At 69.2% G+C, this 24,908-nt stretch carries 19 protein-coding genes and 3 pseudogenes; 20 read left to right on the top strand and 2 right to left on the bottom strand.

Annotation, left to right across the window (positions count from 1 at the left end; translation table 11 throughout):
* The first annotated feature begins 164 nt into the window (after nt 1-164).
* The 15 genes and pseudogenes from ACWD04_RS18365 to ACWD04_RS18295 all read left to right on the top strand — a co-directional run.
* The gene (locus tag ACWD04_RS18365) at nt 165-1,427 is read left to right on the top strand and encodes an MFS transporter (RefSeq protein WP_451133088.1); all 1,263 of its coding nucleotides are present in this window, start codon (nt 165-167) and stop codon (nt 1,425-1,427) included.
* Nucleotides 1,428-1,836: 409 nt separating this feature from the next.
* Nucleotides 1,837-2,237: pseudogene (locus tag ACWD04_RS18360) on the top strand (LLM class flavin-dependent oxidoreductase); the annotation flags it as partial.
* 484 nt (nt 2,238-2,721) lie between these two features.
* Complete coding sequence (locus ACWD04_RS18355; RefSeq protein ID WP_451133086.1) at nt 2,722-3,285, top strand: winged helix-turn-helix domain-containing protein; 564 nt, start codon at nt 2,722-2,724, stop codon at nt 3,283-3,285.
* Between the two features lie 13 nt (nt 3,286-3,298).
* Nucleotides 3,299-4,534, top strand: a complete 1,236-nt coding sequence (locus ACWD04_RS18350; protein ID WP_451133084.1) for an acyl-CoA dehydrogenase family protein — start codon at nt 3,299-3,301, stop codon at nt 4,532-4,534.
* Nucleotides 4,535-5,111: 577 nt separating this feature from the next.
* Nucleotides 5,112-6,182, top strand: a complete 1,071-nt coding sequence (locus ACWD04_RS18345; RefSeq protein WP_451133082.1) for an ABC transporter substrate-binding protein — start codon at nt 5,112-5,114, stop codon at nt 6,180-6,182.
* A gap of 3 nt (nt 6,183-6,185) precedes the next feature.
* The gene (locus ACWD04_RS18340; protein WP_451133080.1) at nt 6,186-7,064 is read left to right on the top strand and encodes an ABC transporter ATP-binding protein; all 879 of its coding nucleotides are present in this window, start codon (nt 6,186-6,188) and stop codon (nt 7,062-7,064) included.
* Entirely contained in the window at nt 7,061-8,005 is a 945-nt protein-coding gene (locus tag ACWD04_RS18335; RefSeq protein WP_451133078.1) for an ABC transporter permease, read from the top strand. The genes ACWD04_RS18340 and ACWD04_RS18335 overlap by 4 nt, the downstream gene beginning before the upstream one ends.
* Before the next feature lie 67 nt (nt 8,006-8,072).
* On the top strand, nt 8,073-9,428 hold the full coding sequence (locus ACWD04_RS18330; RefSeq protein WP_451133076.1) for an LLM class flavin-dependent oxidoreductase: 1,356 nt from the start codon (nt 8,073-8,075) through the stop codon (nt 9,426-9,428).
* Entirely contained in the window at nt 9,425-9,892 is a 468-nt protein-coding gene (locus ACWD04_RS18325; protein ID WP_451133074.1) for a hypothetical protein, read from the top strand. Before ACWD04_RS18330 ends, ACWD04_RS18325 begins: the two co-directional genes overlap by 4 nt.
* A 15-nt stretch (nt 9,893-9,907) precedes the next feature.
* Complete coding sequence (locus ACWD04_RS18320; protein ID WP_451133072.1) at nt 9,908-10,807, top strand: TauD/TfdA dioxygenase family protein; 900 nt, start codon at nt 9,908-9,910, stop codon at nt 10,805-10,807.
* 81 nt (nt 10,808-10,888) lie between these two features.
* On the top strand, nt 10,889-11,347 hold the full coding sequence (locus ACWD04_RS18315; protein ID WP_451133070.1) for an RrF2 family transcriptional regulator: 459 nt from the start codon (nt 10,889-10,891) through the stop codon (nt 11,345-11,347).
* Between the two features lie 142 nt (nt 11,348-11,489).
* Nucleotides 11,490-11,591 carry a putative leader peptide gene (locus tag ACWD04_RS18310; RefSeq protein WP_451133068.1) on the top strand — a complete coding sequence of 34 codons (102 nt, stop codon included), beginning with the start codon at nt 11,490-11,492 and terminating at the stop codon, nt 11,589-11,591.
* A gap of 221 nt (nt 11,592-11,812) precedes the next feature.
* Nucleotides 11,813-12,919: an aliphatic sulfonate ABC transporter substrate-binding protein gene (locus ACWD04_RS18305; protein WP_451133066.1), complete on the top strand. Its 1,107-nt coding sequence runs from the start codon at nt 11,813-11,815 to the stop codon at nt 12,917-12,919.
* A 41-nt stretch (nt 12,920-12,960) separates the two neighbouring features.
* Nucleotides 12,961-13,323 (top strand): annotated as a pseudogene (locus tag ACWD04_RS18300) (ATP-binding cassette domain-containing protein); the annotation flags it as partial.
* 862 nt (nt 13,324-14,185) lie between these two features.
* Nucleotides 14,186-14,395 (top strand): annotated as a pseudogene (locus ACWD04_RS18295) (IS110 family transposase); the annotation flags it as partial.
* 232 nt (nt 14,396-14,627) lie between these two features.
* Here ACWD04_RS18295 and ACWD04_RS18290 read toward each other — a convergent pair.
* A complete protein-coding gene (locus tag ACWD04_RS18290) occupies nt 14,628-15,236 on the bottom strand; it encodes a TetR/AcrR family transcriptional regulator (protein ID WP_451133064.1) in 609 nt (202 codons plus the stop codon).
* An 84-nt stretch (nt 15,237-15,320) separates the two neighbouring features.
* Here ACWD04_RS18290 and ACWD04_RS18285 point away from each other — a divergent pair, with 84 nt between their 5' ends.
* A complete protein-coding gene (locus tag ACWD04_RS18285) occupies nt 15,321-15,746 on the top strand; it encodes a nuclear transport factor 2 family protein (RefSeq protein ID WP_451133062.1) in 426 nt (141 codons plus the stop codon).
* Nucleotides 15,743-16,591 (top strand): NAD(P)H-binding protein, encoded by an 849-nt coding sequence (locus tag ACWD04_RS18280; protein ID WP_451133060.1) that lies wholly within the window; start codon nt 15,743-15,745, stop codon nt 16,589-16,591. Before ACWD04_RS18285 ends, ACWD04_RS18280 begins: the two co-directional genes overlap by 4 nt.
* Nucleotides 16,592-16,815: 224 nt before the next feature.
* Here the strand turns inward: ACWD04_RS18280 and ACWD04_RS18275 are convergent, their stop codons facing one another.
* Complete coding sequence (locus ACWD04_RS18275; RefSeq protein WP_451133058.1) at nt 16,816-17,748, bottom strand: endo-beta-N-acetylglucosaminidase H; 933 nt, start codon at nt 17,746-17,748, stop codon at nt 16,816-16,818.
* 415 nt (nt 17,749-18,163) lie between these two features.
* Here ACWD04_RS18275 and ACWD04_RS18270 point away from each other — a divergent pair, with 415 nt between their 5' ends.
* The 3 genes from ACWD04_RS18270 (at nt 18,164) to ACWD04_RS18260 (ending at nt 24,716) form a co-directional block, all read left to right on the top strand.
* Nucleotides 18,164-19,135 carry a pectate lyase family protein gene (locus tag ACWD04_RS18270; protein ID WP_451133056.1) on the top strand — a complete coding sequence of 324 codons (972 nt, stop codon included), beginning with the start codon at nt 18,164-18,166 and terminating at the stop codon, nt 19,133-19,135.
* 182 nt (nt 19,136-19,317) lie between these two features.
* Nucleotides 19,318-22,977, top strand: a complete 3,660-nt coding sequence (locus ACWD04_RS18265; protein ID WP_451133054.1) for a substrate-binding domain-containing protein — start codon at nt 19,318-19,320, stop codon at nt 22,975-22,977.
* A 476-nt stretch (nt 22,978-23,453) separates the two neighbouring features.
* On the top strand, nt 23,454-24,716 hold the full coding sequence (locus ACWD04_RS18260; protein ID WP_451133052.1) for a PucR family transcriptional regulator: 1,263 nt from the start codon (nt 23,454-23,456) through the stop codon (nt 24,714-24,716).
* The last annotated feature ends 192 nt before the right edge of the window (nt 24,717-24,908 follow it).

The raw sequence follows: 24,908 nt of genomic DNA, 5'->3' as shown, positions 1-24,908 counted from the left end.
GTCGTCACCCCGTCGGCCGACGTTCACCACCGGGGCCCGGCTGCCCGTCGACCACGGACTCGGCCACCCGTGAGCCGGCCGCGCCGGATCACCACCACCGCCTCCGGCACCCAGCCGCCCGCCACCGTCCCACACCTCCCTTCCGGAAATCTGGAGCACACCCCATGAGCACCGCACCCGACAGGGCGCCCGCCGCCGCCGCGGCACCGAACCCGATGAGCGGAGGCGACGAACAGCAGAAGCTTCCGCTCTTCGCGCTGCTGGCCCTCGCCACCGCCGTCTTCATCACCAGCCTCACCGAGACCCTCCCCGCCGGCCTGCTGCCCGCGATGAGCCAAGACCTGCGGGTGAGTGAGTCCGCGACCGGCCAGACCGTCACCGTCTACGCGATCGGCACCGCCCTGACCGCGATCCCGCTCACCGCGGCCACCGCGGGCTGGCGGCGCAAGAAGCTGCTGCTCACGGCCATGGGCGGGTTCGCCCTCGCCAACACCGTGACGGCCGTTTCGTCCGTCTACGAGCTGACGATGGTGGCCCGGTTCGTCGCCGGTGTCGCGGCCGGTCTCGCCTGGGCCCTGCTCGCCGGGTACGCCCGACGCCTGGCCCCCGTACACCTCCAGGGCAAGGCGTTGGCCATCGCCATGGCCGGGATCCCCGTCGCGCTCTCCCTCGGTGTGCCCGCCGGTACGTTCCTCGGCCACTGGCTCGGCTGGCGTGTGGCGTTCCTGTCGATGACGGTGCTCACGGTCGTGCTCCTGGTGTGGATCTTCGCGGCCGTACCTGACTTCCCCGGCCAGGGGCGCGGCGGGCGGCCGAAGCTGCTCCGTACCTTGCGCATCCCGGGGGTCTTTCCCGTCCTCTTCGTCACGCTGGTCTTCGTGCTGGCCCACACCATCCTGTACGCGTACATCGCCACGTACCTCGACGACCTGGGCCTGGGCGGCTCCGCCGGCCTGATCCTCCTCGTCTTCGGCGCCACCTCGCTGGTGAGCGTCTGGATCGTCGGCGCGCAGATCAACCGGCGGCTGCGCGGCCTCACCGTCGGCGGCGCCCTGCTGGTCGCCGTCGCCTCGCTGCTCCTGGCCGTCCTCTCCGACACCACCGCGCTCGTCTACGTCGCCGCAGCTCTGTGGGGGCTCGGCTGGGGTGGCGTGCCCACCCTGCTGCAGACCGCAGTCGGTGACGCGGGCGGCGAATCCGCCGACGCGGCCCAAGCGATGCTCGTCACGCTCTGGAACGTCGCCATGGCGGGCGGGGGCATCGTCGGAGGCATCCTGCTCGACACGGCCGGCAGCGAGTCCTTCCCCTGGACGGTTCTGCTGCTCCTGCTGCCGGTGATCGCGGTCGTGCTCTACGCCCGGCAGGCCGGCTTCCCCGCCCAGCGGCCTGTGGCCGAGGCGGAGGAGGCTTCGGTCCCGGCGGCCTGACGACCGACCGCCGGAGGCACCCTCACCGTCCTCCGGCTGGCGCGCAGCAACACCGGCTCTCTCGGCCGTGGCCACGCTGCGTGAACAGTTCGGCGTGCTGGACTTCGAGGGCCGTCCCTTCCCCGGCTGGCACCACCACACGATGATGGCCCCGGCCCCCACGTCCACCAGCGCCTGTCCTGCTCTCCCGGAGGAGCCACCGCGTCCCCGAACGCGCCTCCCCGCGCCCCGTCCACCCCGCCGGCCGCTGCCCGGCGGGGTGGACGGGGCGCGGGAGCCTGTCGGCGCTGCATGAACACCTCGTGAAGTAGAGCCGGTCGGCCTCTGCACGACCGGCACCATCGACCCGAAGGGCACCCCGGCCGCCTCCGGCACCCCCGGCGCCCCGGCCACCCCGCTGGTCATCGGCCAGGTCGGCGAGGCGGTGGAGCGTACCGGCCGGAACGTGAGCGCCCGGCCGCTGCGGACCTTCGCGGACCTCGTCGTGTTCCTAAATGACGAACCGGGAGCCGCAGCCGGGCGCAAGGCCCGCCTGGACGAGGCGGCCGGGTCCGGACTCGCCTCCGACGCCGCGATCTTCACCGGCAGGCCCCGCGAACTCGCCGGTCTGCTGCTCGGCTGGCACTCGACCTGGCTGGACGGCTTCCGCCTCCGCCCGGGCACCCTGCCGCACGACTCACGGCGATCACCCGGGGCTTGGTCCCGGAGCTGCAGCGGCGCGGAGCCTTCCGTGCGGCGTACGGGTCCACCACGCTGCGCGGCCACTTGGGCCTGGCTCGTCCCTCCAGCCGCTATGCGAGAGCAGGGTGACGCACCACGAGAGCGAGCCGGGGGCCTGGCCCCGGGACCGACCGACATCGTACGGTCCCGGGGTCAGGCCCCGTCGCGCATTCGGGGCGGACGGTCATCGGCACGACAACCGCAGTGCACGACCTGCTGCACTCGGTGCAACCTGCCCGGCCGGACAGTGCGACGCACCCGACGCCCGGTGGCCGGTGGCCGGCGGGCCCCGCCCGCGGTGTGTGTTCCCTATATTTCCTATCGATTTACTAGGAAAGTATTGACGGCCCGCCCAGCGGGTGCGCAGGATGAGTACATGGCCCACACGCAGCAGCGACTCGTTCGTCGTCGGCATGTCGACTTTGGTCACGTCGTCAGCGCCGCCTGCTGTCGCGTGTAGGGCACGCCGCTCACACGTTGCGCGTGCCACTCCGATCCTTCTCTCTCATCCCAGGTGATCAGGCAAACCCACCGGTGCGCTGATGACCCGACGCACCCCTGAAGGACGACCGCCATGACCACGGCACTTCCGGCCACTCCATCGGATTCGCCACTGCCCGACATGCGCCATCTCCGCCTCGTGAACGGCACCGCGCAGTTCGGCGACGAGGGAGCCGGTTCCGCTCCCCTCGTCGGCTACCTCGTACTCGTCCCCGAGGGCACCGACCCCGCCCGGCTTTTCGCCGAGGGCGTGACACGACCGGCGATCCGACCGGTCGCCTACACGGACTCACCTCCCGCGCAGCAGACTGCAGGCGGCGCCGTCAGCATCGATCCCGCACGGCATGCTGCGCAACTGGACGGACGCGAACTCGACCTCACATACCTTGAGTTCAAGCTGCTGGCCCATCTCGCTCAGCATCCCCACCAGGTGCATTCGCGCGAACAGCTGATCGCCGACATCTGGGGCTACGACCACATCGGCGACGGCCGCACCGTGGATGTCCACATCGCGCGCCTGCGCCGCAAGCTCGGCAGGGCTCACCGGCACCGCATCGTCACCATACGGCGCGTGGGCTACAAGTACGTGCCCGACCAGCAGGAGAGCACCGACACCGCACTTTGTCACCGGCCTTGAGGAGACCACCGTCATGGGCGTTGACACTGCGCCGTCCGGCCCCGCCCCGGAATCCGGCCGGGCCGGGCCCGGCCGCGCGCACTGGCTGCGCGTGGCCCGCGAAACTGCTGACGACCTGGCCACGGACGCGGCGGCCAGGGAGCAGGCGGGCAAGGCCCCTTTCGACGAGGTGGCCCGACTGCGTGAAGCGGGACTGCTGACCCTCCTGATGCCGGCCGAGCTCGAGGGAGGCGGTGCGGACTGGACCACCGCCTACGCCGTCGTCCGCGAGATCGCCGCCGCCGACGCCGCGATCGGTCAACTGCTCGGCTGTCACTACTTCCTGTCGTCGAGCGCCCGGTTCTTCACCGAGCCCGCTCTCGCCGCTCAGGTCGAGCGGGAGTCCGCGGCGGAACAGTGGTGCTGGGGTGGTGGCTTCGCCCGTCAGGAACTGCCTCTGACACTGACCAGGAAAGCCGGTGGCTATGTTCTCGACGGTCGGCAGAGCTACGCCACCGGGGTGCTGGTCGCCGACCACCTCGCCGTGCGAGCCGAGCTGGCCGACACCGGCGAACCGCTCGCCGTCGTCGCCCATCCCGCCCAGCACGGCGTGAGGGTCGACGGCGACGCCGACACCTTCGGCCAGCGGCTCGCGGCCGGCGGGAGCGTGGAATTCGACGCCGTACCGGTCGCTGCCCAGGACGTGCTCGGTTCCCTGTCCGCGGACGAGGACATTCTGTCACCCGCGGCTGCTCTGGCATCGCCGGTCGGGCGCCTACTCTCGGCCCAGCTCCTTCTCGGCATCGCTGAGGGAGTGCTCGCCGAGGCCCGCGAGTACAGCCGGGTGGGCCACTCGCCCTGGTACCCCGCCTGGCCGGCCGGCTCCCCCCAGGACCCGCAGGTACTGACCGTCTTCGGCGAACTCACCGTCCTCACCCGCTCCGCGTCCGCACTCGCCGATCAAGCGCAGGAAGCCGTGCACGGAGGGCTGGCACGTGGCGAGGGCCTCACCTACGACGAGTACGCGGAAATCTCCGTTCTCGTGGCCATGGCCGAAGCCGCTGCTTCCAGGTCTGCGCAGGAGTCCACCTCCCGCGCCCTCGACATCATCGGCTCCCGCTCCGCGTCCTCGCGTCTGGGCTTCGACCGCTTCTGGCGCAACGCCCGGACCCACACCCTGTACGTGCCGGTCGCCCCCCGACTGCGCGACGTCGGGGACTACTTCCTCAACGGTGCGCACCCTCCGTTCGTCCTGCCTGTCCGACCCTGAGGGCCCGGGGCTCCGGATCTGCGGCGGAGCGCACGCTCCGGAAACGAATTGGATCGGAATATCGCGGCAGAACTCGGCGTGATCGGTATTCGCCACGAGATCTCGCATCCAGGCAATTGTGAACGCCGCACTGCACCTGCATGTCAGGCAGTTCAGAATATGAGACATCCGCGCGCACGGCGTTGACGTGTCCAAAATTGGCTGCAACTCTGTTGACTGTGAGCAACTTCGAGAACCTCGCCGCACACCTGCACGTCGATCTGCGACGTCAGGCCAGTGCCATCTGTGCCGTCGGCCGCTAAACCGCTGACGAGCACCGCTCTCGCCCGCTCCATTGCGAAGTCGGTTGCTACGGCCAGTTCATTTTGCCGTGGTGACTCACTGATTTCTCGCAGGCATTCTGACGAGCTCTCCTTTCTCAGCCGACGTCCCACCTTGCCGCGCTTACCTGCCGAGCACACCTTTCGCTGGGGATTCCTCAAACCAAAAACCCCTGCAGGCGTCTCGTCTCACCCTCCAGGAAAGTACGCCCGCCGAATCCACGTCGCTCCCTATTCGTCTGAACAGGACCCTTTCCATGGCCACTACGGCAGCGTCCCGACGCCAGTTCCTCTCCTTGCTCGGCCTTTCCGCGGTGGCCGTGAGCTGCGGCACCAACGCGACCGGAGCTACCTCCGGAAAGGGACGGACCAAGACGCTCCGGTACCAAGGTTGGGCCGGTCAGGTCACGTTGCCGGAGCTGGCCGAGGACCTCGGCTATCTGGAGGACGTGAAGCTGAAGTGGGTCGGCAACACCATCAGCGGGCCGCAGGACATCCAGTCCGCGGCCACCGGCCAGACCGACTTCGGCGGCGCCTTCAACGGCGCTGTGGTCAAACTGGCCGCCGGCAACGCCCCCATCAAGGCCGTCATCAGCTACTACGGCTCCGACAAGCACGCCTACAACGGCTTCTACGTCCTCACGGACAGCCCCATCCGCTCGGCCCGGGACCTGCTGGGCAAGAAGGTCGGAATGAACACCCTCGGGGCACATTCCGAGGCCGTGCTCGACATCTACCTGCAACGAGGCGGCCTCTCCCGGACAGAGATCGCAGAGGTGGAACCCCTCGTGGTTCCACCGGTCAACACCGAGCAGACGCTGCGGCAGAAGCAGATCGACGTGGCCGTGCTCGGTGGCATTCTGCGCGACAAGGCCCTGGCCACCGGGGGCGTCCGTCCGCTGTTCACGGACCATGAGCTGCTCGGCTCGTTCAGCGCCGGCACGTTCGTGATGACGGACCGCTTCCTGAAGCAGAACCCAGAGACGGCCCGGGTCTTCGTCACTGCCGTGGGGCGGGCCATCGAGTGGTCCCGTTCCACTCCGCGCGAAGAGGTCATCGCGCGGATGACCGACATCGTGAAAGAGCGCGGTCGCAACGAGGACAGCGCACCGCTGAAGTTCTGGCGATCCTATGGCGTCGCCGAGACGGCGGGCCGGATCACCGGCCCGGAGATCCAGTTGTGGATCGACTGGCTGGCCGACCGGAGTGACATCCAGAAAGGCCAGGTCGCCTTGTCCGACCTCTACACCAATGAGTTCAACGCCGCCGGCAAGGGCGGCACGGAGGCTTCCCCAGCGGCCTCCTCCCCTTCGACGAGCGGGAGCTGACCCATGCCGGACTCCACCAAGGAATCCATCACACCCAAGGTCGTGATCGAGCGCGTGCGGAAGGACTTCGCCGTCAAGGACCGGTCCAGGAAGGGCCGAGCGGGCACGGACCGCCCGGGGGCGGCGCAGACGACTCATCTCGCCGCCCTCGACGACATCGATCTGGAGATAGCGGCCGGTGAGTTCATCGTCCTGGTCGGTCCCAGCGGCTGCGGAAAGTCGACCCTGCTCGATCTGCTCGGCGGCCTCACCCAGCCCACCGGTGGACGAATCCTGTTGGACGGGCAACTCGTCACCGGCCCGGGCCTGGACCGAGGCATCGTGTTCCAGCAATACGCGCTGCTGCCGTGGCGCACGGCACGGGGCAACGTCGAGTTCGGTCTGGAGGCGACCGGCGTACCACGACGACAACGTGGAGCGCGAGCACAGGAGTTCCTGGACCTGGTTGGTCTGTCCGGGTTCGAGGAGCGCCATCCGCACGAGCTGTCGGGCGGGATGCGACAGCGCGTGGCGATCGCCCGCAGCCTCGCCTACGACCCCGATGTCCTGCTCATGGACGAGCCGTTCGCCGCGCTGGACGCCCAGACCCGGGAATCGCTGCAGGACGAGCTGCTGCGCATCTGGCAGCGCACCGGCAAGACCGTCGTCTTCATCACGCACAGCATCGACGAGGCTGTCTACCTGGGACAGCGCGTCGCCGTCATGACATCGAGGCCGGGCCGCATCAAGCAGATCGTGCCGGTCGCCTTCGATTCCCGTACGGCGACGGACGACCTGCGCTCCAGCCCCGAGTTCGCACGACACCGGCACAAGATCTGGTCGCTGCTGCACGACGAGGTCGCCAGAGCACAGCAGTTGGAGAAGGAGGAGGCTTCCGTATGAGCCCCGTATCCGGCACGGCCACAGAGAAGACCGCGGCAGTGGGCTCGGTGAGCGGGGCCGAGCCCGTCCCGGCCCAGTCCTCTGTTACGCCGCCCGCCGAGCCCTCGCCGCATGACGCACTGCAGTCGGGAACGCGTCAGCAAGTCCCCGTTACGGCGGCCCGGGTCCGCCGACTGCTGCGCCTGCTGGTCAGGGGGGTGACCAAGTCCGCGGCGCTCGTGGCGCTGCTGCTGCTGTGGGAGACCGCTCCCCGACTCGGCTTGGTCGACCAGACCTTCCTGCCGCCGTTCAGCGAGGTCGCCCGTGCCTGGTGGGGGCTGGCCGCCGACGGTCAGCTCGCCGACAACACACGCGCCAGCCTTGTGCGCTCGTTCAGCGGATTCGGTCTCGCGCTGGCCGTCGCGGTGCCGCTGGGTCTGCTGATCGGCTGGTACCGGCCCGTCGCCGACCTCCTCGGACCGCTTCTCGAGGTGTTCCGCAACACCGCGGCGCTGGCTCTGCTTCCGGTGTTCGTACTGCTGCTGGGGATCGGCGAGACCTCGAAGATCTCCATCGTGGTGTATGCGTGCGCCTGGCCGATCCTGCTCAACACCATCAGCGCGGTTCGCAACGTCGATCCGACCCTGCTGAAGCTGGCGAAGTCGATGGACCTGTCCGCGCCCCGTCTGTTCCAGAAAATCATTCTGCCCTCCTCGGTGCCTGTGATGTTCACCGGTATCCGGCTGGCGGGAGCGGTGTCGATCCTGGTGCTGGTCGCCGCCGAGATGATCGGCGCCAAGGCGGGTCTCGGCTATCTGATCAACGCCTCGCAGTACAACTTCGCGATCCCCCAGATGTACGCGGGCATCATCACGATCTCCGCCATCGGCGTGACTTTCAACCAGCTCCTGGTTGCCGTCGAGCGGCGGCTCAGTTCCTGGCGCCTGCCAGTCGGCGGCTGACTCGATCGCCCCCCATTTTCGGTGTCCTGCCTCTCCCGGCCGTCCCACCCTCGACCCGAGGAATCTCATGACCGCTGCCAGCCCTCGTCGGCTCCACCTCAACGCCTTCCTCATGAACGCCGGCCACCACGACGCAGCCTGGCGACACCCCCGCACCCAGCCCGGGCGTGTCACCGATCTGCGTTACTTCCAGCAGCTGGCGCAGACTGCCGAGCGCGGCCTGCTCGACTCGGTCTTCCTCGCCGACGGCCTGGCCCTGTGGGGCAAGGTCCGCCACAACGCCCTCGGCGGCTTCGAGCCCCTCACCCTGCTGTCTGCCCTCGCGACGGTCACCGAGCACGTGGGCCTGATCGCGACCGTCTCCACCACCTTCAACGAACCCTTCCACACCGCCCGTAAGTTCGCCTCCCTGGACCACATCAGCGGTGGCCGGGCCGGCTGGAACATCGTGACCTCCGGCACCGTGAACGAGGCCCGCAACTTCGGGCAGGAGGAACACCTGGAGCATCGGCTGCGCTACGAACGGGCACGGGAGTTCGTCGAGGTCGCCACCAAGCTGTGGGACAGCTGGGAAGACGACGCGATCCTGCTCGACCGCGAGCGCGGTGTCTACGCCGACACCGACAAGGTGCGGGAGATCAACCACCGTGGAAAGCATTTCGGCGTGCAGGGCCCGCTGAACGTACCGCGCACCCCGCAGGGGTACCCCCTGCTGGTGCAGGCCGGTTCGTCGGAGGACGGCAAGGAGTTCGCCGCCCAGTACGCCGAGGCCGTCTTCACCGCCCAGCAGACCCTCGCCGACGGCCAAGCCTTCTACAAGGATCTCAAGTCCCGGCTCGCCCGCTTCCGTCGCACCGGGGACGAACTGCTGGTACTGCCCGGAATCGCCCCCGTCATCGGGTCGACCGAGGCCGAGGCCCGCGCGCTGGAACAGGAACTGACGGACCTCCAGGTACCCGAATACGGGCTCACCCAGCTGTCCGGGATGCTGGGCACCGACCTGACCGGGCTGCCGTTGGACGGGCCGCTGCCCGAACTGCCCGAGGAACGGGACATCAACGGCAACAAGAGCCGCTTCACGCTCGTCGCCGAACTCGCCCGCCGGGACGGCCTCACCCTGCGCGAGCTCATCGCCCGCCTCGGCGCCGGACGCGGCCATCGCGTCTTCGCCGGCACGCCCGAACAGATAGCCGACCAGCTGGAGGAGTGGTTCACCCAGGATGCCGCCGACGGCTTCAACATCATGCCGCCCCATCTGCCGGGTGGATTGGAGGACTTCGTCGACCACGTCGTCCCGATCCTGCAGCGGCGCGGCCTCTTCCGTACCGAGTACACCGGCGGTACTTTGCGCGAGAACTACGGTCTGGCCCGCCCCGCCAACCGGCTGGCCGCGGCGGCCGTAGCAGAAGGGCAGCCGGCATGACCGGACTGGACCTCACCACGGACGTCCTGGTGGCCGGCAGCGGCCCCGCGGCCACCTCGGCCACCTCGGCCGCGCTCGAGCCGAACCAGGACGGAGCGGATGTGGTCCTCGACGACAGGGGCCACTGCGGCACCAGCGGTGCCTCCGCCGGCACCGGCGCCTCGTACGTCCCCCGGAGCCCGCCGGCCTGCTTCCAGCGCGAATCGAACTGCCCGGCCGACGCGCTCCACGTCGAACCACTGACCCGCCCACCGCCCGCCGACCCCACCGCCCGGGACGAGGAGCACCTCGACCGTGGGGGCCTCCTCGGCAGCTACCGCAGGCACATCGGCTGGGGACAAGGCCGTACCCCGGGCGCACGTCGGCCGTCGCCCTCCCCTGGGACCGCCGGGGTGCAAGAAAAACTCCCTGCCCATCACCTCCTGACGGCCCTCCAGATCACCTATCCGCTGATCACCTCCTGAAGGGAACACCCGCACATGACCACCAGCACGGGCTTCGACATCCGCAGGATCGGCGGCCGTATCGGCGCGGAGATCCTCGGCGTGGACCTCTCGACCGAACTCGACCGCGCCGTCGTCACCGAGATCAACTCCGCACTCCTGCAACACAAGGCACTCGTTTTCCGCGACCAGAATCTCGACGACGCGGGCCAGCTCAGCTTCGCCTCCCTCTTCGGCGACCTCACCACCGCGCACCCGACCGTCCCCTCCGTCGACGGCCAGCCCCAGATCCTGCCCGTCGACGGCGACGAGGGCATCCGCGCCAACCACTGGCACACCGATGTCACCTTCGTCCGTACTCCCCCCAAGGCGTCCACGCTGCGCAGCATCGTGGTCCCGCCCTACGGCGGAAACACCCTCATCGCCAACTCGGCCGCCGCGTACCGGGACCTGCCCGAGCCGCTGCGCGAGCTGGCGGACAAGCTGTGGGCGGTGCATACCAACGCCTACGACTACGCCGCCCCGAAGAGCGAGAAGGCGGCCCAGCACCGCAAGCGGTTCGTCTCCCGCAAGTACCGCACCGCCCACCCGGTCGTCCGCGTCCACCCGGAGACCGGGGAGCGCGGACTGTTCATCGGCGGCTTCGCCCAGAGCATCGTCGGCCTCGGCCCCTCCGACTCCCGGGACCTGCTGCGCATCTTCCAGTCGTACGTCACCCGCCCCGAGAACATCGTTCGCGTGGTTTGGACACCGGGCGACCTCGTCCTCTTCGACAATCGCATCACCCAGCACTACGCCCCCGACGACTACGGCGACCTGCCGCGCCTGCTACACCGGGTGACCGTCGCTGGCGACGTCCCCGCCGGTGTCGACGGCACCCCCAGCCACGTCGTCGAGGGCGACGACGCCTCGCACTACACCCCCGCCGCGGCCTGAGCCCCGGGGCCGCAGGGCAGAAGCACCCTGCCCTGCGGCCCCGCCCCGGACACCGACCGAGCCATGCGGGATAATGTGTGCATGCGGATCTCAGCCAGGGCGGACTACGCGGTACGTGCCGCGCTGCAGCTCGCCGCCTCGCGGGACGACGGGCCACTGAAGGCCGAGGCCATCGCCGATGCCCAGGACATTCCACACAAGTTCCTCGAAGGCATCCTCAACGACATGCGCCGGGGCGGCCTCGTGCTCAGCCAGCGCGGGGGCAACGGCGGCTACCGTTTGGCCAAGCCCGCCGAGTCCATCAGCATCGCCGACGTCATCCGCGTCGTGGACGGCCCGCTGGTGTCGGTGCGAGGGGTCCGCCCCCCGGAGCTGTCCTACACCGGTCCCGCCGAGTCACTGCTCCCCCTCTGGATCGCGCTGCGATCAAACGTGCGCGAGATCCTCGAAGGCGTGTCGCTCGCCGATGTGTCGTCGGCCCAACTGCCCCCCGAGGTATCCGCGTTGACCAAGACCTCCAGGGCCTGGGTAAACCCCTGACGCGCTGGATCAACTGACTGCTGTCCCGCAAGGCGGGATGGCAGCATCCACCATGCGAAACACCCCTTGGGGCCGACGCCATCTTCTGCCACGATCCCTATCAACCAGGTAGGAAAACTAGGGATCTCGGGGGGTCAGGGGAATGGGAGCGTTCAACCGTGCAGCCCGGTCGCTGCCCCTGCTGACCCGGCGTCGCCATATCGACCTCGGCCGCACGGCCAGTGCCATCTGTCGGCCCCTCTGACGCCGCAGAAGCTGACTCGCTTCCTGCCAGAGCTGCTTCCCGGCCCGCGCACTCTCGGCGGATCGGACATCCTCGCCGACTACGCCCCACGTCGCAGTTATCTGCCCGTGACAGCACGACTGCCGCCGATGGCCAGGAGGGGGTGTCAGTACGTGCCGAGAAGCAGCACACCTCGCATTTTTCTGCATCCCTGACCACCCATCCCCAGAAGGGACACCTCCGTGTCTTCCGCAAGACCGCTCACCACCCTGCGCACCATCGCCGCCATAGCCGCACTTCCTCTCCTGATCACCGCGTGCGGCTACGGTTCCGAGTCCACTGACGACGGCAAGCAGACCGAGGTCGCGGCGGACGCCGAGAAGCTCTCCGTCGACGAAGTACGGATCGGTCACTTCCCCAACCTCACGCACGCGACCGCTCTGGTGGGCGTCCAGGAGGGGCTGCTCCAGAAGGAGCTCGGCGGCACCACGATCAAGGCGTCCACCTTCAACGCCGGCCCCTCCGAGATCGAGGCGCTGAACGCCGGCTCCATCGACATCGGTTTCATAGGCCCCTCCCCCTCCATCAACGGCTACACCAAGTCGAACGGCGCGAACCTGCGGATCATCAGCGGTTCCGCCTCCGGCGGCGTGAAGCTCGTCGTCGACCCGGACCGGATCAAGTCCCTGGACGACCTCAAGGGCAAGAAGATCGCCACGCCGCAGCTCGGCAACACCCAGGACGTCGCGTTCCTGAACTGGATCGCGGAGAAGGGCTGGGAGGTCGACGCGCAGAGCGGCAAGGGCGACGTCTCCGTCGTGCGCACGGACAACAAGATCACCCCGGATGCCTACAAGTCCGGCTCCATCGACGGCGCGTGGGTACCGGAACCGACTGCGTCAAAGCTGGTCGCCGAGGGCGCGAAGGTACTGCTCGACGAGTCCACCCTGTGGCCCGACAAGAAGTTCGTGATCACGAACATCATCGTGTCGCAGAAGTTCCTCAAGGAACACCCGGACGTCGTCAACGCCGTGCTGCACGGCTCGGTGAAGACCAACGAGTGGATCAACGCCAACCCGGAGAAGGCGAAGGCTTCCGCGAATGCGGCGCTGAAGGAACTGTCGGGCAAGGCGCTGCCCGCCGAGGTCCTCGACCCGGCCTGGAAGTCCATCACCTTCCTCGACGACCCGCTGGCCGCCACCCTCGACAGCCAGGCGAAGCACGCGGTGAAGGCCGGACTGCTGGAGAAGCCCGATCTGAAGGGCATCTACGATCTCGCACCGCTCAACAAGGTCCTCAAGGCCGACGGCAAGGACGAGGTCGACGACGCCGGTCTCGGCGCCGAATAGCGGCAACCGGACCCGATGAGCCCCCCCAGCAGGTGACGACCATGGCCACCACGATCGCCAAGGCTGCCGCAGACGCCACGCCGGTGACGCACGCCGCCCGAATTGAACACGTCTCGAAGTCCTTCCCCGCGCCGGGCATGCCCGGCGGGCAGCAACTCGTGCTGGACGACATCACGCTCGATGTCGCGCCGGGTGAGTTCGTCACCCTCCTGGGGGCCTCAGGATGCGGTAAATCCACCCTGCTCAACCTGGTCGCGGGGCTGGACCGGCCGTCCGCCGGCTCGATCGGAACGGATGGCCGGCCCGCCCTGATGTTCCAGGAGCACGCACTGTTCCCGTGGCTGACCGCAGGCAAGAACATCGAGCTCGCACTGAAGCTCCGCGGGGTCGCCAAGCAGGAGCGCAGTTGCCATCGGCCGCATCGTGGGCACCCGGAGTCCAGGATGTGGCTGTAAAGGCCGCTGTCCAGTGCGCAGTTGCTGGTCCTCGATGTCGACTCGTGTAACGGTCGTTTCCAGGACCGTGAACCTCGACTGTTCGACCGTCGGCCCTGCCTGGATCGCAGCGGCCGCCCTTGCCCCTCGGAACGTGAAGAAGCCGGTGATGACGGCTCCCAGCTCTCGTCATCAGCGACAACGCGGTGGACGCACACCAGAACTTGGCCGATGACTTCAACTGGCTCATCGCACTCCTCCCAGACGTCGTCCGGTTGATGTGATCAACTCAGTCACGAACGCCCAGGCCCCTTCGCTCCACCCCCGTCACAGGGGCTTCATCACTACTACGAGCCGGTCCGCCAGCAGGTACCGCATCGGTACTCGACCCCTCACGGTGTCTGCCGCTTGGGGCACTCCCTCTCGCTGCCGCAGTGCGGCAGCAGTGCCGGACCTGCCTTCTGCTGTTCCGTGCGAAAGCCGCAGACCGGGCTCACGTCGCCTCCATGCCGGACACCACCTGGTCAATAAGCGGGAACCCGCCAGGCTCATCCCGAGGTCGTTCCCACACCCCGGTTTTGATGTCATCTATCTGCTTTTCGACACGTCAGCAGCGATTCACTTGAGTTCGTCTTCCCGATCCCCACCTGACGCCTCTTACGACGCCTTGTCCTCATCGCTCACCACGACAGTCATTGGCTAACGCAGCATGAGGCGGATCGAAGCCTCCCCCCGCAGGGCGACTCCGAAGGGCCAAAAACCTTCATCTTTCACACCACACCATGATCGGGAGCTGCCCTACAAACAACCCCTTCTCACGCGCAGGACACACGGAAACAAGCAGCCCGAACGGGCCTTCCTCCTCGCCGCGTTCGCCTCCTTCGCCGACCCGGCCTCTTGGGCCTACTACGACAAGAAGATCAGCCAGGGCAAACACCACACCCAGGCTCTGCTCCGCCTCGCCCGACGCCGGGCCGACGTCCTCTTCGCCATGCTCCGCGACGGCACCTTCTACGCGTCCCGGCCAGCCGCAGCTGCCTGACCCCAAGCAGCCTCGCCGCACACGGGGCAGTCACGCTCGTCGACCGAGTCGATGACGACCGAATGACCACAGAAGTCGCACGGACGCATGCCCCCGCCCACCGACCCTCCAACAGCCACCTCATCACCCATGACAGCCACACTGCCACCCGACCACCTCGACCGAAGACATAGGGGCAACCCCCCCCCGTTTGTGAGAGGCCCCACCCGTCGAACCCATGCTCGACTATCGATCAGCCCTCGGCGGTCGATCCCTGTAGGCGGCCATGACTCAGGACTCTGGTGGTGAAGTTCGCCAATTGCGCGCGCATTCTTTCGCGCCCCACGCGCTCTTGTCCGGCCAGGTGCTCGACGAGGTCGGCTCGGGTGGCGGCGAGCAGGGCGTGTGCGGTGAAGTCGCTGTCGGTCAGGCCGGGTATCTGCTCCAGTACGACTCGGAGCAGGCCGTGCCACCGCTCGTAATGCTCCGCCTGATACGGGCTGCTGCTCCCGCTCTCCTCCAGGGCCAGCGTGAGGCGACGGTTGTCGAATTTGAAGCACAGGACGGCGTCGAGCAGGGCGGGTGCGCGCCGCTGCGGTGGGGTGGCGGGCCCCAAGGGAGGCGGGCCGGTCTCGACGGCCTTCCTCAGCGGTTCCAGCCGCGCCTCGTACAGCGCGCGGAGTAGCCCGGGGCGGTCGCCGAAAGCCCGGAAGAGCGTGCCCTTGCCGACGCCGGCCACTGCTGCGATGCCGGCCATGGTGACGTCTTCGGGACTCCCGCGGCGGGCGAAGAGGGAGTCGGCGGCCGCGAGGATGGCTTCCCGGTTACGGGCGGCGTCCTTGCGGGGCTTGCGCTCGGGCACGTTGCTCCTCACTTGAAAAACGGACCGCAGGTCCGTATCTTCAAACGGACCCAAGGTCCGGATTCTACAAGAAGGAGGATACCCATGTCCGCACCAACTTCTCCGGCGGATCTCTACCGCCACAGCCTGCGACTGCTGTTGGACAAGAACATCCCTGGCTGGGTCGGCCTGTGGGCCGACGACGGCGTCATGGAGTTTCCCTTCGCGCCCGACGGCTGGCCCGCGCGTCTGGAGGGCAGGGAGGCCATCGCCGCCTACATGCGCGCCTACCCCGACCACATCGATCTGCGCGACTTCCCGGAGCTGCGGATCCACGAGACCACCGATCCGGAGATCATCGTGGTCGAGATGCGCGGCGTAGGCCGCCTGGTGGAGTCCGACAGCGCCTTCGACATGACCTACATCGCCGTCGTCACCATCAGGGACGGGCGCATCACCTCCTACCGCGACTACTGGAACCCCCTCGCCGTCCTCGCACCCGGCACCGACTTCACCGGGAGCAGCCGATGACCGCCACCGGCACCACTCTGGTCATCGGTGCCACCGGTACCACCGGCAGCCGCACCGCCGCGCGGCTGACCGCCGCCGGTCACCATGTCAAAGCCGCCAGCCGCCACGCCACCCAGGTCCCCGGCACGGAGCCGGTCGTCTTCGACTGGTACGCCCCCGCCACTCACGCAGCCGCCCTCGACGGAGTCGACCGCGTCTACGCGATACCGCCCCTGGGCGACTCCGACCCGGCGACCGTCATGCTGCCGTTCCTCCGGCAGGCCCGCACCGCCGGCGTACACCGCGCGGTGCTCCTCAGCTCCTCGGCCATACCCGAGGGCGGCCCGGCGGTGGGAAAGGTGCACCAGGCCTTGCCCGATCTGTTCGAACAGTGGGCGGTGCTCCGGCCCTCATGGTTCATGCAGAACTTCACCGGCGCGCACGCGCATTCCGTGAGCATCCGTGAAGACGGCATCATCCGGACCGCAACCGGGAGCGGCCGGGTGGGCTTCGTCGACGCCGAGGACATCGCGGCCGTCGCCGCTCACGCCCTGACCGACGCACACGCCCCCAACAGCGATCTCGTCCTCACCGGACCGGAGGCGCTCAGCTACGACGACATCGCCACGATTATCACTGAGTTCACCGGCAGGCCCGTGGTCCACCGCCGTCTGTCCTACGAGCACATGCGCGATCACCTCACGCAGCTGATACCGGCGGAGTTCGCCGGGATGCTGGCCGGCTTGGACCGTGCCATCGCCGAAGGGGCGGAGGACCGCATCACCGACACCGTCCAGCGCCTCACCGGTCGCCCGGCACGCACCTTCCGTGCCCTTCTCGAAAGGGAGATGCAACGCAGCATCTGATGTGCCGGGACGACCAGCAGTTCCGGTTCGAGACCCTACGCAAGCTCGGCCTGGCCGTCTACGGTGGCTCGGACGTCAGCGAATTCATCGCAGCTGCCTCCCGGGTCACCTCCGGCGACTTCCTGGGTGGCGACCGCGTCGTCCAGCACGGTGGAGTCCAGAGCCCTCGGCCCTACGGGGCGCGGCAGGCCCCGAGGAAGCACCGCGCCGGACGTGCGGTCGCCTTACGGGGTGTAGAAGGCGTCACTGCCGTACAGCTGCCTGGTGAACGCGGAGACATCGGCGCTGCGATCGGCACCGTCGAGGTTGTACGTCATGAATACGCCGTACCCCTCGCTGACGGTGCGGCGGGCGAGGTCGGCGGCCGTGCTCTGCGAGGTCCGGCCGATCTCGACGGCCGCCGGCGACAGCTTCGACTTGGGCAGTGCCGTGCCGGGGACCTGCCAGGTGCCGTAGTACGGGTTCCAGGCGTAGTCGAACTTGGACGAGACGTCCACGCCGCCGTAGGAGAGCCGCGCCGCGGCCGGGCCGATGTTGTAGAGGCTGATGATCTTGTCCGGCATGTCCGCGCGCAGCGCCGTCACCAGGTGGACGAACGAGCCGGCGTTGGGCTGGCCGGTGCCGTTGGTGCCGTACCCGGCGTACTCGTCGTCGAAGTCGATGCCGTCGAGGCCGTACTCGTCCACGGTGTCCGACAGTTGTGTCGCGAACGCCGAAGCCGCTTGTCGGGTCGGGAAGTTGGCGAAGCCCGCGCCTTGGTGGTTGCCGAGCACCGAGAGGACGACCTTGATGCCCTTCTGCTGCAGCGGCCGTATCTCCGTGGCGGCGTTGTCGAGGACGCGCCGCACGTTCTCGTTGAAGTGCAGATACGCCGCCTTCGTGCCCGTGTCGTAGTTGATGTTCGCCGCGAAGATCACGGCGACGTCGAAGACGTTGCCGCCGTCGGCGAGGGTGTACCTGCCGACGTTGAGCATGCTGTGGTTGTTCACCTCGACGTACGCCACCGAGGTCGGCCCCTGTTTCGCGGGAGCGGGGGCGGGAGCAGGAGCGGGGGCCGCTGCCGCGCCGGTCGTGGCGGTCGTGCCGAAGGCGAGGGCCGCGACGGCCGAGAGAGCGAGCGCGGCCGTCCGCACTCTGCTCCGTACCGGAGTGAACATCGTTGATCGGTCTCCCATCGCATGGGTCGGCGCCCGACCTGTTCGAAAGCGCCGAGTGAGCCCTCCGAGCTTTCCGCTCCCGTCACCGAATCCCGAGAATCTTGCACGCACTCTCACGACTCCTACGCACTCTTCACTGCAACCCGGCACCTCAGCAGGGGCGTTGGTGCGTCCAGTCCCGTGGTCGACATGTTCCTGAGGGAGATAGGCAGGCCCTCGGGATCCAGGCCGTGTCGCGCAGAACCGGTGACGAGGTGACGCGCGGGGCCGGGGCACCGGCCGAGCGGAATAGTCCACAGAGGTCGCGTCATCCTCCACACCGAGCGTTCTAGCCTCACTTCAATGCCGGCCGCGCGGCACCGGTGCCACCCGTACACATGCTCTCTCCAGTAACCCCCACGGACGGAGAATCCCCATGCGCAGGACGAGCGCACGGCACACCCTCATGATCGCCGCGACGACGACCGCTGTCGCGCTGGCACTGACCGGGGCCACCGCCGCCAACGGAGCCCCGGCACCGCAGGACAGCCCCCGGGCCGTCGCCGCCGCGGGACCGGTCGGCTTCGGCGCCGGCACCACCGGCGGCGCGGGCGGCAGCACCGTCACCGTCACGAACGCGACCCAGCTGACGGATGCCCTGAAGCGCACCGGAGCCCTGGTGATCCGTGTGAACGGCACCATCCAGCTCAGCAGCATGACCAAGGTGACGTCGAACAAGACCGTGGTCGGGGTCGGCACCGCCGGCCGGATCACGGGCAGCGGGCTGAACGTCAGCAAGGTCGACAACGTGATCATCCAGAACCTCTCCTTCAGTGGCTCCAACGACGACGCCATCAACGTCGAGTACTCCACGAAGGTCTGGATCGACCACAACACCATCTCCGGTGCCAAGGACGGCGCCCTCGACATCAAGCGGGCGTCCACGAACATCACGGTGTCGTGGAACCGCACGCACAGCCAGGACAAGAACATGCTCCTCGGCCATGACGACGGCAACGGTTCCGAGGACATCGGCAAGCTCAAGGTCACCTACGACCACAACTGGTTCGACGGCACGAAGCAGCGCAACCCCAGGGTGCGCTTCGGGAATCCGGTGCACGTGCTGAACAACTACTTCAGCAACGTCAGCTCGTACGGCGTCGCCTCCACGGAGAACGCCGGTGTCCTGGTCGAGGGCAACTACTTCGAGAACGTCGACGACACCTTCCACCGGGGCGAGGCCGACTCGGGCCCCGGTGGACTGGCCGCGAAGAACAACCACTTCGTCAATTCCACGGCCGGCCAGACCGGTGGCAGCGTGGCCGCCATCCCCTACAGCTACTCCGCCGAGAGCGCCTCGGCGGTGAAGGGGAGTGTGACCTCCGGCGCGGGCGTCGGCAAGATCTGACCCACGCCGTACCCGTCCCGGCGCCCGGCCACCGCCGGGCGCCGGGCCCGGGCCGGGGCAGGACCGGTGATCAGGCTCGTCACCGGTCTTGCCCCGGCCCTTTGCCTCGTCTACGTTTCCCGGACCGGCCACGGACGCGTGACCGGCGGCGGACGGCTCTTCCCGGTGAGGGAGGCACCTGCATGGACGAGCTGGACAAGCGCGTGACGGACGGCGCCCCGGACGGGTCAGACCGGGGCGGGCCGCCCGCAGCCGGGGAGCCGGAGAGGCGCCCGACCGGGGCGCGTCCGACGATCGGACTCGTCACGGCGAACATTCACCTGGGGGTCGGCGCCACCCTCTGGTCCGGCGCCCTCGGCGCGGCGGAACGCAACGACGTGAACCTCGTCTGCTTCCCGGGCGGACCGCTGCGCCACGGCGACGTCCCGCGCAGCGCGCTGTACGAACTGGTCGGTCCCGCACGGCTGGACGGCGTCGTGTGCTGGAGTTCGACGCTCGGCCTCCCGGCGTCCGGCGAGCGCGCGGAACGCCTGATGCGGCAGCTCGCCTGCCTGCCCGCAGTGAGCCTCAACCAGCCTCTGAGCGGCCTGGAGGACACCCTCACCGTCGACTCCTACGCGGGAATGCGGGAGGCCGTCGGGCATCTGGTGGGGGTGCACGGGCGCCGCCGACTGGCCTGTATCCGGGGCCCGTTGGCCAATCCGGTCTCCCAGGAGCGACACCGCGCCTTCACGACGGCACTGGGACGGCACCGCGTCGCGCACGACCGCTCCCTCACCTGCGCGGCGGTCGACTTCGCGGCGGGCGCAGGAGCGTCCGCGATGCGCATCCTGATCGAGGCCAGAGGCTTCGTACCGGGTGTCGACTTCGACGCGGTGATCGCCTGCAGCGACGTGCTGGCGGCGGACGCCCTGCGTTTCCTGACCGCACGCGGAGTACGGGTCCCGGAGGAGGTCGCGGTCGTCGGCTTCAACGACTCCCCGGAAGCGCTGCTGTCCGACCCGCCGCTGACCTCGGTCGCGCTGCCGTTCGCGGAGCTGGGCGCTCTCGCGGTGGACACCCTCGTGGCCCGGCTGCGCGGCTCGCACCCGCCGGCCCGTACGGCGGTGCCGGGGACCCTGGTCGTACGGCGGTCCTGCGGCTGCCACTCACCCCTGGTCGCTCACGGGCGCGCCGCCACCGGTGCGTCCGCCACGCCGGGGCTCCGGCCCGCCGCGTCGGAACTCTTCGCACCGCTGCCGCGCGCGGCGCCGCAGCTCGCCGCCGCCTTCCGCGCCGACACCGCGCTCATCGCCACGGTGCCCGCCGGCCCCGGCCCGGCGCCGGCCCCGGCCGGGGAATTCCTGCCCCTGCTGGAACGCCTGTTGGGCTCCCACGTCCATACCTCGCGGGACGTGGCGTCCTGGGACGCGGCGCTCGTGCGGATACGCGGCCCCGTCCTCGCCTCCCTGCCACCCCCGCGCGGCGAGCACGGTGAACTGCTGCTCGGGCAGGCCCGGTTGATGGTGGCCGAGAAGGCCCACCGGCTGCTGGAGTACGAGCGCTGGGAACAGGTCCGGCAGTCCCAGCGATTACGGGAGCTGGGGACGGCGCTGACGACCGTCGTGGACGTGGAAGGGCTCACCGACGTACTGGAACGCCATACGGTCACCGCGCGGATGCCCGGATGCCGCCTCGTGCTGTACGACGAGGCGGGCCGGCGTACGGACCGCACGGTGCCCGGTCTGGCCCGGGTGCAGCTCGCCCAGGACGAGCGCCTCGCCCGGGGACGGACCGCCGCCACCGACGTGGCCTACCCCGCGGCGCTGCTCCTGCCCGATCCGCTCATGCCGGACGCCCGCCGTTTCACCCTCGTCCTGGAACCTCTGCACCTCGGTGACGACCACCTCGGCTTCGCCGTCTTCGATGCCGGGACCGTCCGGGAGGCCGAGCACGCGGGGGCCCTGTTCCGCGCGCTCGGCGACCAGATCAGCGCGACCCTCAAGGGGGTTCGCCTCTTCGACGAGGTACGGCGCGCGCGGGACGCGGCCGAGCAGGCCAGCCGCTTCAAGACCCGGCTGCTCGACCATGTCACCCACGAACTGCGCACCCCCGTCGAATCCCTCCTGCGGCACACCGGCGTCCGGCCGCGCGACGCGCTCGCGCTCGTGCGCCGCGACGCCACGCAACTGCTCACCCTGATCGACAACCTGCTCGACCTCTCCCGGTCCGAGGCGGACGATCTGGACCTGACCCGCCGCCTCCAGGACCCGGCGCCGCTGCTCGCCCGGGCGTTCCTGAGCGCGAGCGCCGCCCGGCCGGCGGGCCCGAGCTGGGACATCACCCTGCCCGACCGGCTGCCCGTCGTCCCGGTCGACGGTGCCCGGCTCGGCCGGATCATCGCCAACCTCCTGTCCGCCGCCGCCTCCCACGCGGGCGCCGACGGCCGGGTGACACTCGATGCCGAGGCCGGTCCCGCGTCGGTCCGTACCACCGTCACCTCGGCCCGTACCGTCCAGGAACCGCCCCGGCCGCCCGTGCCCGCCGCCGCCGGGGCCGGGGCCGTTCAGGAGGCCGCGCCGGCCACTTCCCCCGACGGTCCTGGGCCGGTCGGCGCGACCACAGCCCCCGGCCCCGCCGATCCGGCGGAACCGACCTCCGTCGGTCTGCGGGCTGCGGAGATCGGCCTGGCGACGGCGCACCGGCTGGCGATGCTGCACGGGGGTTCCCTCACCACCGATCGCGGCCCCGGCCGGCTGCGGCTCGTTCTGGACCTGCCCCTTCCCACGCCCGGTGGGGGCCCGCCGCCCGCCTCCGGACGGGGGGACGTCCTTGTGGTAGTCACGTCCCGGGGCCCCGCCCCCGAGCTGAGTGGCCTCGCCGAACGCCACGGTCTGCGGCTGCGCCGGCTGACGGCGGGCGCCGACATCGGCTCCCTGATCGAGGAACTGGCCCCGGCCGCAGTCGCCTGGGACCCGTCCGGCGCCGGTCCCGACGAGTGGCCCGGCGTACAGCACCTGCACGACCACCCCCGGCTGCGGCACACCCCGTTCCTCATCTACGGCGCCGAGGGACAGGACCTGTCCCGTACGCTGCGCTCCCTGCGCCCCGGCACACTGCGGGGGGCCGTCATCGCGGCCGCCGCGTCCGAGCGGTCCCGCAAGGACTGTGTCCGGCTCATGTCGGCCGCGCTCCCCGATCATCCCCTGCGGATCGCGCCCGACGGCACGACCGCGCTGGCCCTCGTCACGGAGGAGCCGCCCGTGCTGATCATCCTGGAGCGGACCCTGCCCGACATGTACGCGTTCGACGTCGTCGACCACATGCACCACGGCGCGGGACCCGCCCCCTGTCCCGTGGTCGTGCTGAGCGACCGCGGCTTCGGTACGGCCGACGCCCGTCGCGCCGAGCCGCACTCCGCCCTGTTGCTCGATCACACGGTCCTCGGGCCGGAGAAGACAGCCGCGCTGTTGCGGCTGATGACGGGTCGTCCGCCCTCCACGCGCTCCCGCGCCCCGGTCAACGCGGCGCTGGTCTTCCTCTACGAGCACTACCGGCACCGCATCTCCCGCTGGCAGATCGCCGAGGCCGCCGGGATCAGCGCCGACCATCTGAGCAGGCTCTTCCACCAGCAGTACGGGCTGACCGTGTGGGACTACCTCACCCGGTTGCGGATTCAGCGGGCGGGTGAGCGGCTGCGGCAGAGCGGGGACGGCATCCACGCGGTCGCCCGGTCGGTCGGCTTCCACGACCGCGCCTACTTCAGCCGGGTGTTCCGCAAGATCACAGGGGAGCCGCCCCATGTCTTTCGCACCCAGGCCCCGGCCGAGCCCGGGAGTGTGACGCGGGAGGCGCCGAAGTGACGTGCGCGTCGATGTCGGCGGCGCCGGCCTCCGTTGTCACGGGCCGGTCGTTCTCCGCCGTCGGGCAGCCGGGTCCGGCCGGTCGTCACGCCGGGCCGCGCGAGGACGTCCGGGAGCCGGGTTGCGACAACGGTCGCGTGTACGGGTGCGTCACTTGGTGCGACAGGGTCGGCTGCGGGTCGGCGCGCCTCCTCCCCCGGCGGATGACGAGGGCACGATCGCGCCGGCGAAGGAAGACGGCGCGCACGTCCGTCAACACGGTGTAAAAAACGGAAGTCGCCCGCGCATTGATGCCGTCGCCCACCGCGGACCGCATTTCGCACGCCCGACGACAGCACGTTCACAGCGTCCGTCCCGGCCGCCTCAGCACCCAGCAACTGCGTAGTGCGGACGCAATAGAGTTCACTCCATTGTTTCCTTTTCCTCGACAATTCCCCACGGAGATGGTTGTAAATTGCATACACATGAGCACCATCTTGCCCGGCACCCGCCACGTCACCGCCTTCGCAGAATGGATCGACGCGAATCCGGACGACATCACCGACCGAGTGTTCCGAGCTTGCGTCGCGGCCGTTCCTTCCTTCGTCACGAACGGCCGCGAGGTCGAGATTGCATTTCGCGCGTCGTGCTCCTCACTTCTACCGGTCGTCAGCAAGGCGGTGGCCACAGGCGATATGGCTTGTGGGGCTTCACTCCCCGCAGCGGCGGAGGACTTGGCACGCCGGCTCCCCGCAGTGGGGATCAAGCTCGTGGATCTTGTACTCAGCTACGACGTCGCGGGAAACGAGCTACTCGACGCCTTCAGCAGGGAACTGCGGTGCGCCTCCAGCTGTTCGGGGGACAGCGACCGCGCCGACATGCTGTCGGTGGCAATGGGCCGGCTGTTCCAGTTCCGCCAGGCAGCGCTGTCCCGAGCGATCGCGGTCTACCGTCAGGAGCAGCAACTACTGCGGCGCTGCGGGATTTCCGACGCATTGGAAGCCACCCGGGCGGTACTGGCGGGCGAGTTGGACGACGCCGAAGCGGAACGGCGTCTTGGCTATCGGATGAACACCCGGCACATGGGTTTCGTGGTGTGGGGCCCCGGAGCCACGGAAGCCACTTTGAGGGGGGTCGCGACGCGGCTGGGTTCCCAACTGCGAGCACGACAGGACCTGGTGGTACTGGCGGACGGGCATGCTCTGCACGGATGGCTCAGCGTCCCGGAGAACCCTCCCGGTGTGGACGTACTGCGTGCTCGCCTGTCCGTGCCTGCCGGCGTCCGCATCAGTCTGGGTATGCCCCACTATGGCAGCAACGGCTTCCGGATCACCCATCGCGAGGCGCTGGAGACCCAGCGCCTCACAGACCGGGCCATGCCGCAGCCCGCATGTCCCGGTGCGACGGCCGAGGCCGGCAACATCGTCTCCGTCTGCGACGTCGTCGCGCTGGTCTTCGCCAGCCGCGACGTGGAACTGGCTCGGCGTTTCGTCCGAAGCCAGCTCGGAAGCCTCGTCGAACCGCGTCACTCGGTCCTGCGCGAGACGATGCATGTCTGGTTCGAGGAACTCGGCAGCCCCACCCGAGCCGCCCGACGCCTCAACGTGCACGTCAACACCCTCGTCAAGCGCCTCAACCGGGCTTCGGACATAGTGGCCCGGCCCGTGAACGCCGGTGATTTCGCCTTCCGTTTCGCGTTCGAGCTTTCCAAGATCACCCACGCGCACGGTACGAGTGAGCCCTTCGAGGACGGCCACTGACCGGCCGACGCCGTCGACGCCCGCACCGTACGGGGCTCTGTGCCGTCGCAGGAGCTCTTCGACATCCCACTCACCGGCCCAGGAGCTTCGCCGGTTCTCTGTTCAGCTCGCACGCCCGGGCCGGGCTGGTTGCGCGTCCGGAGCGTCCGCTGCCGACACAGCAGCAGAGGACGAGCCCGGCACGGCCCGGCC

It is taken from the genome of Streptomyces sp. NPDC002911 (assembly GCF_053591835.1).
This window is presented reverse-complemented; position numbering and strand designations above follow the sequence as displayed.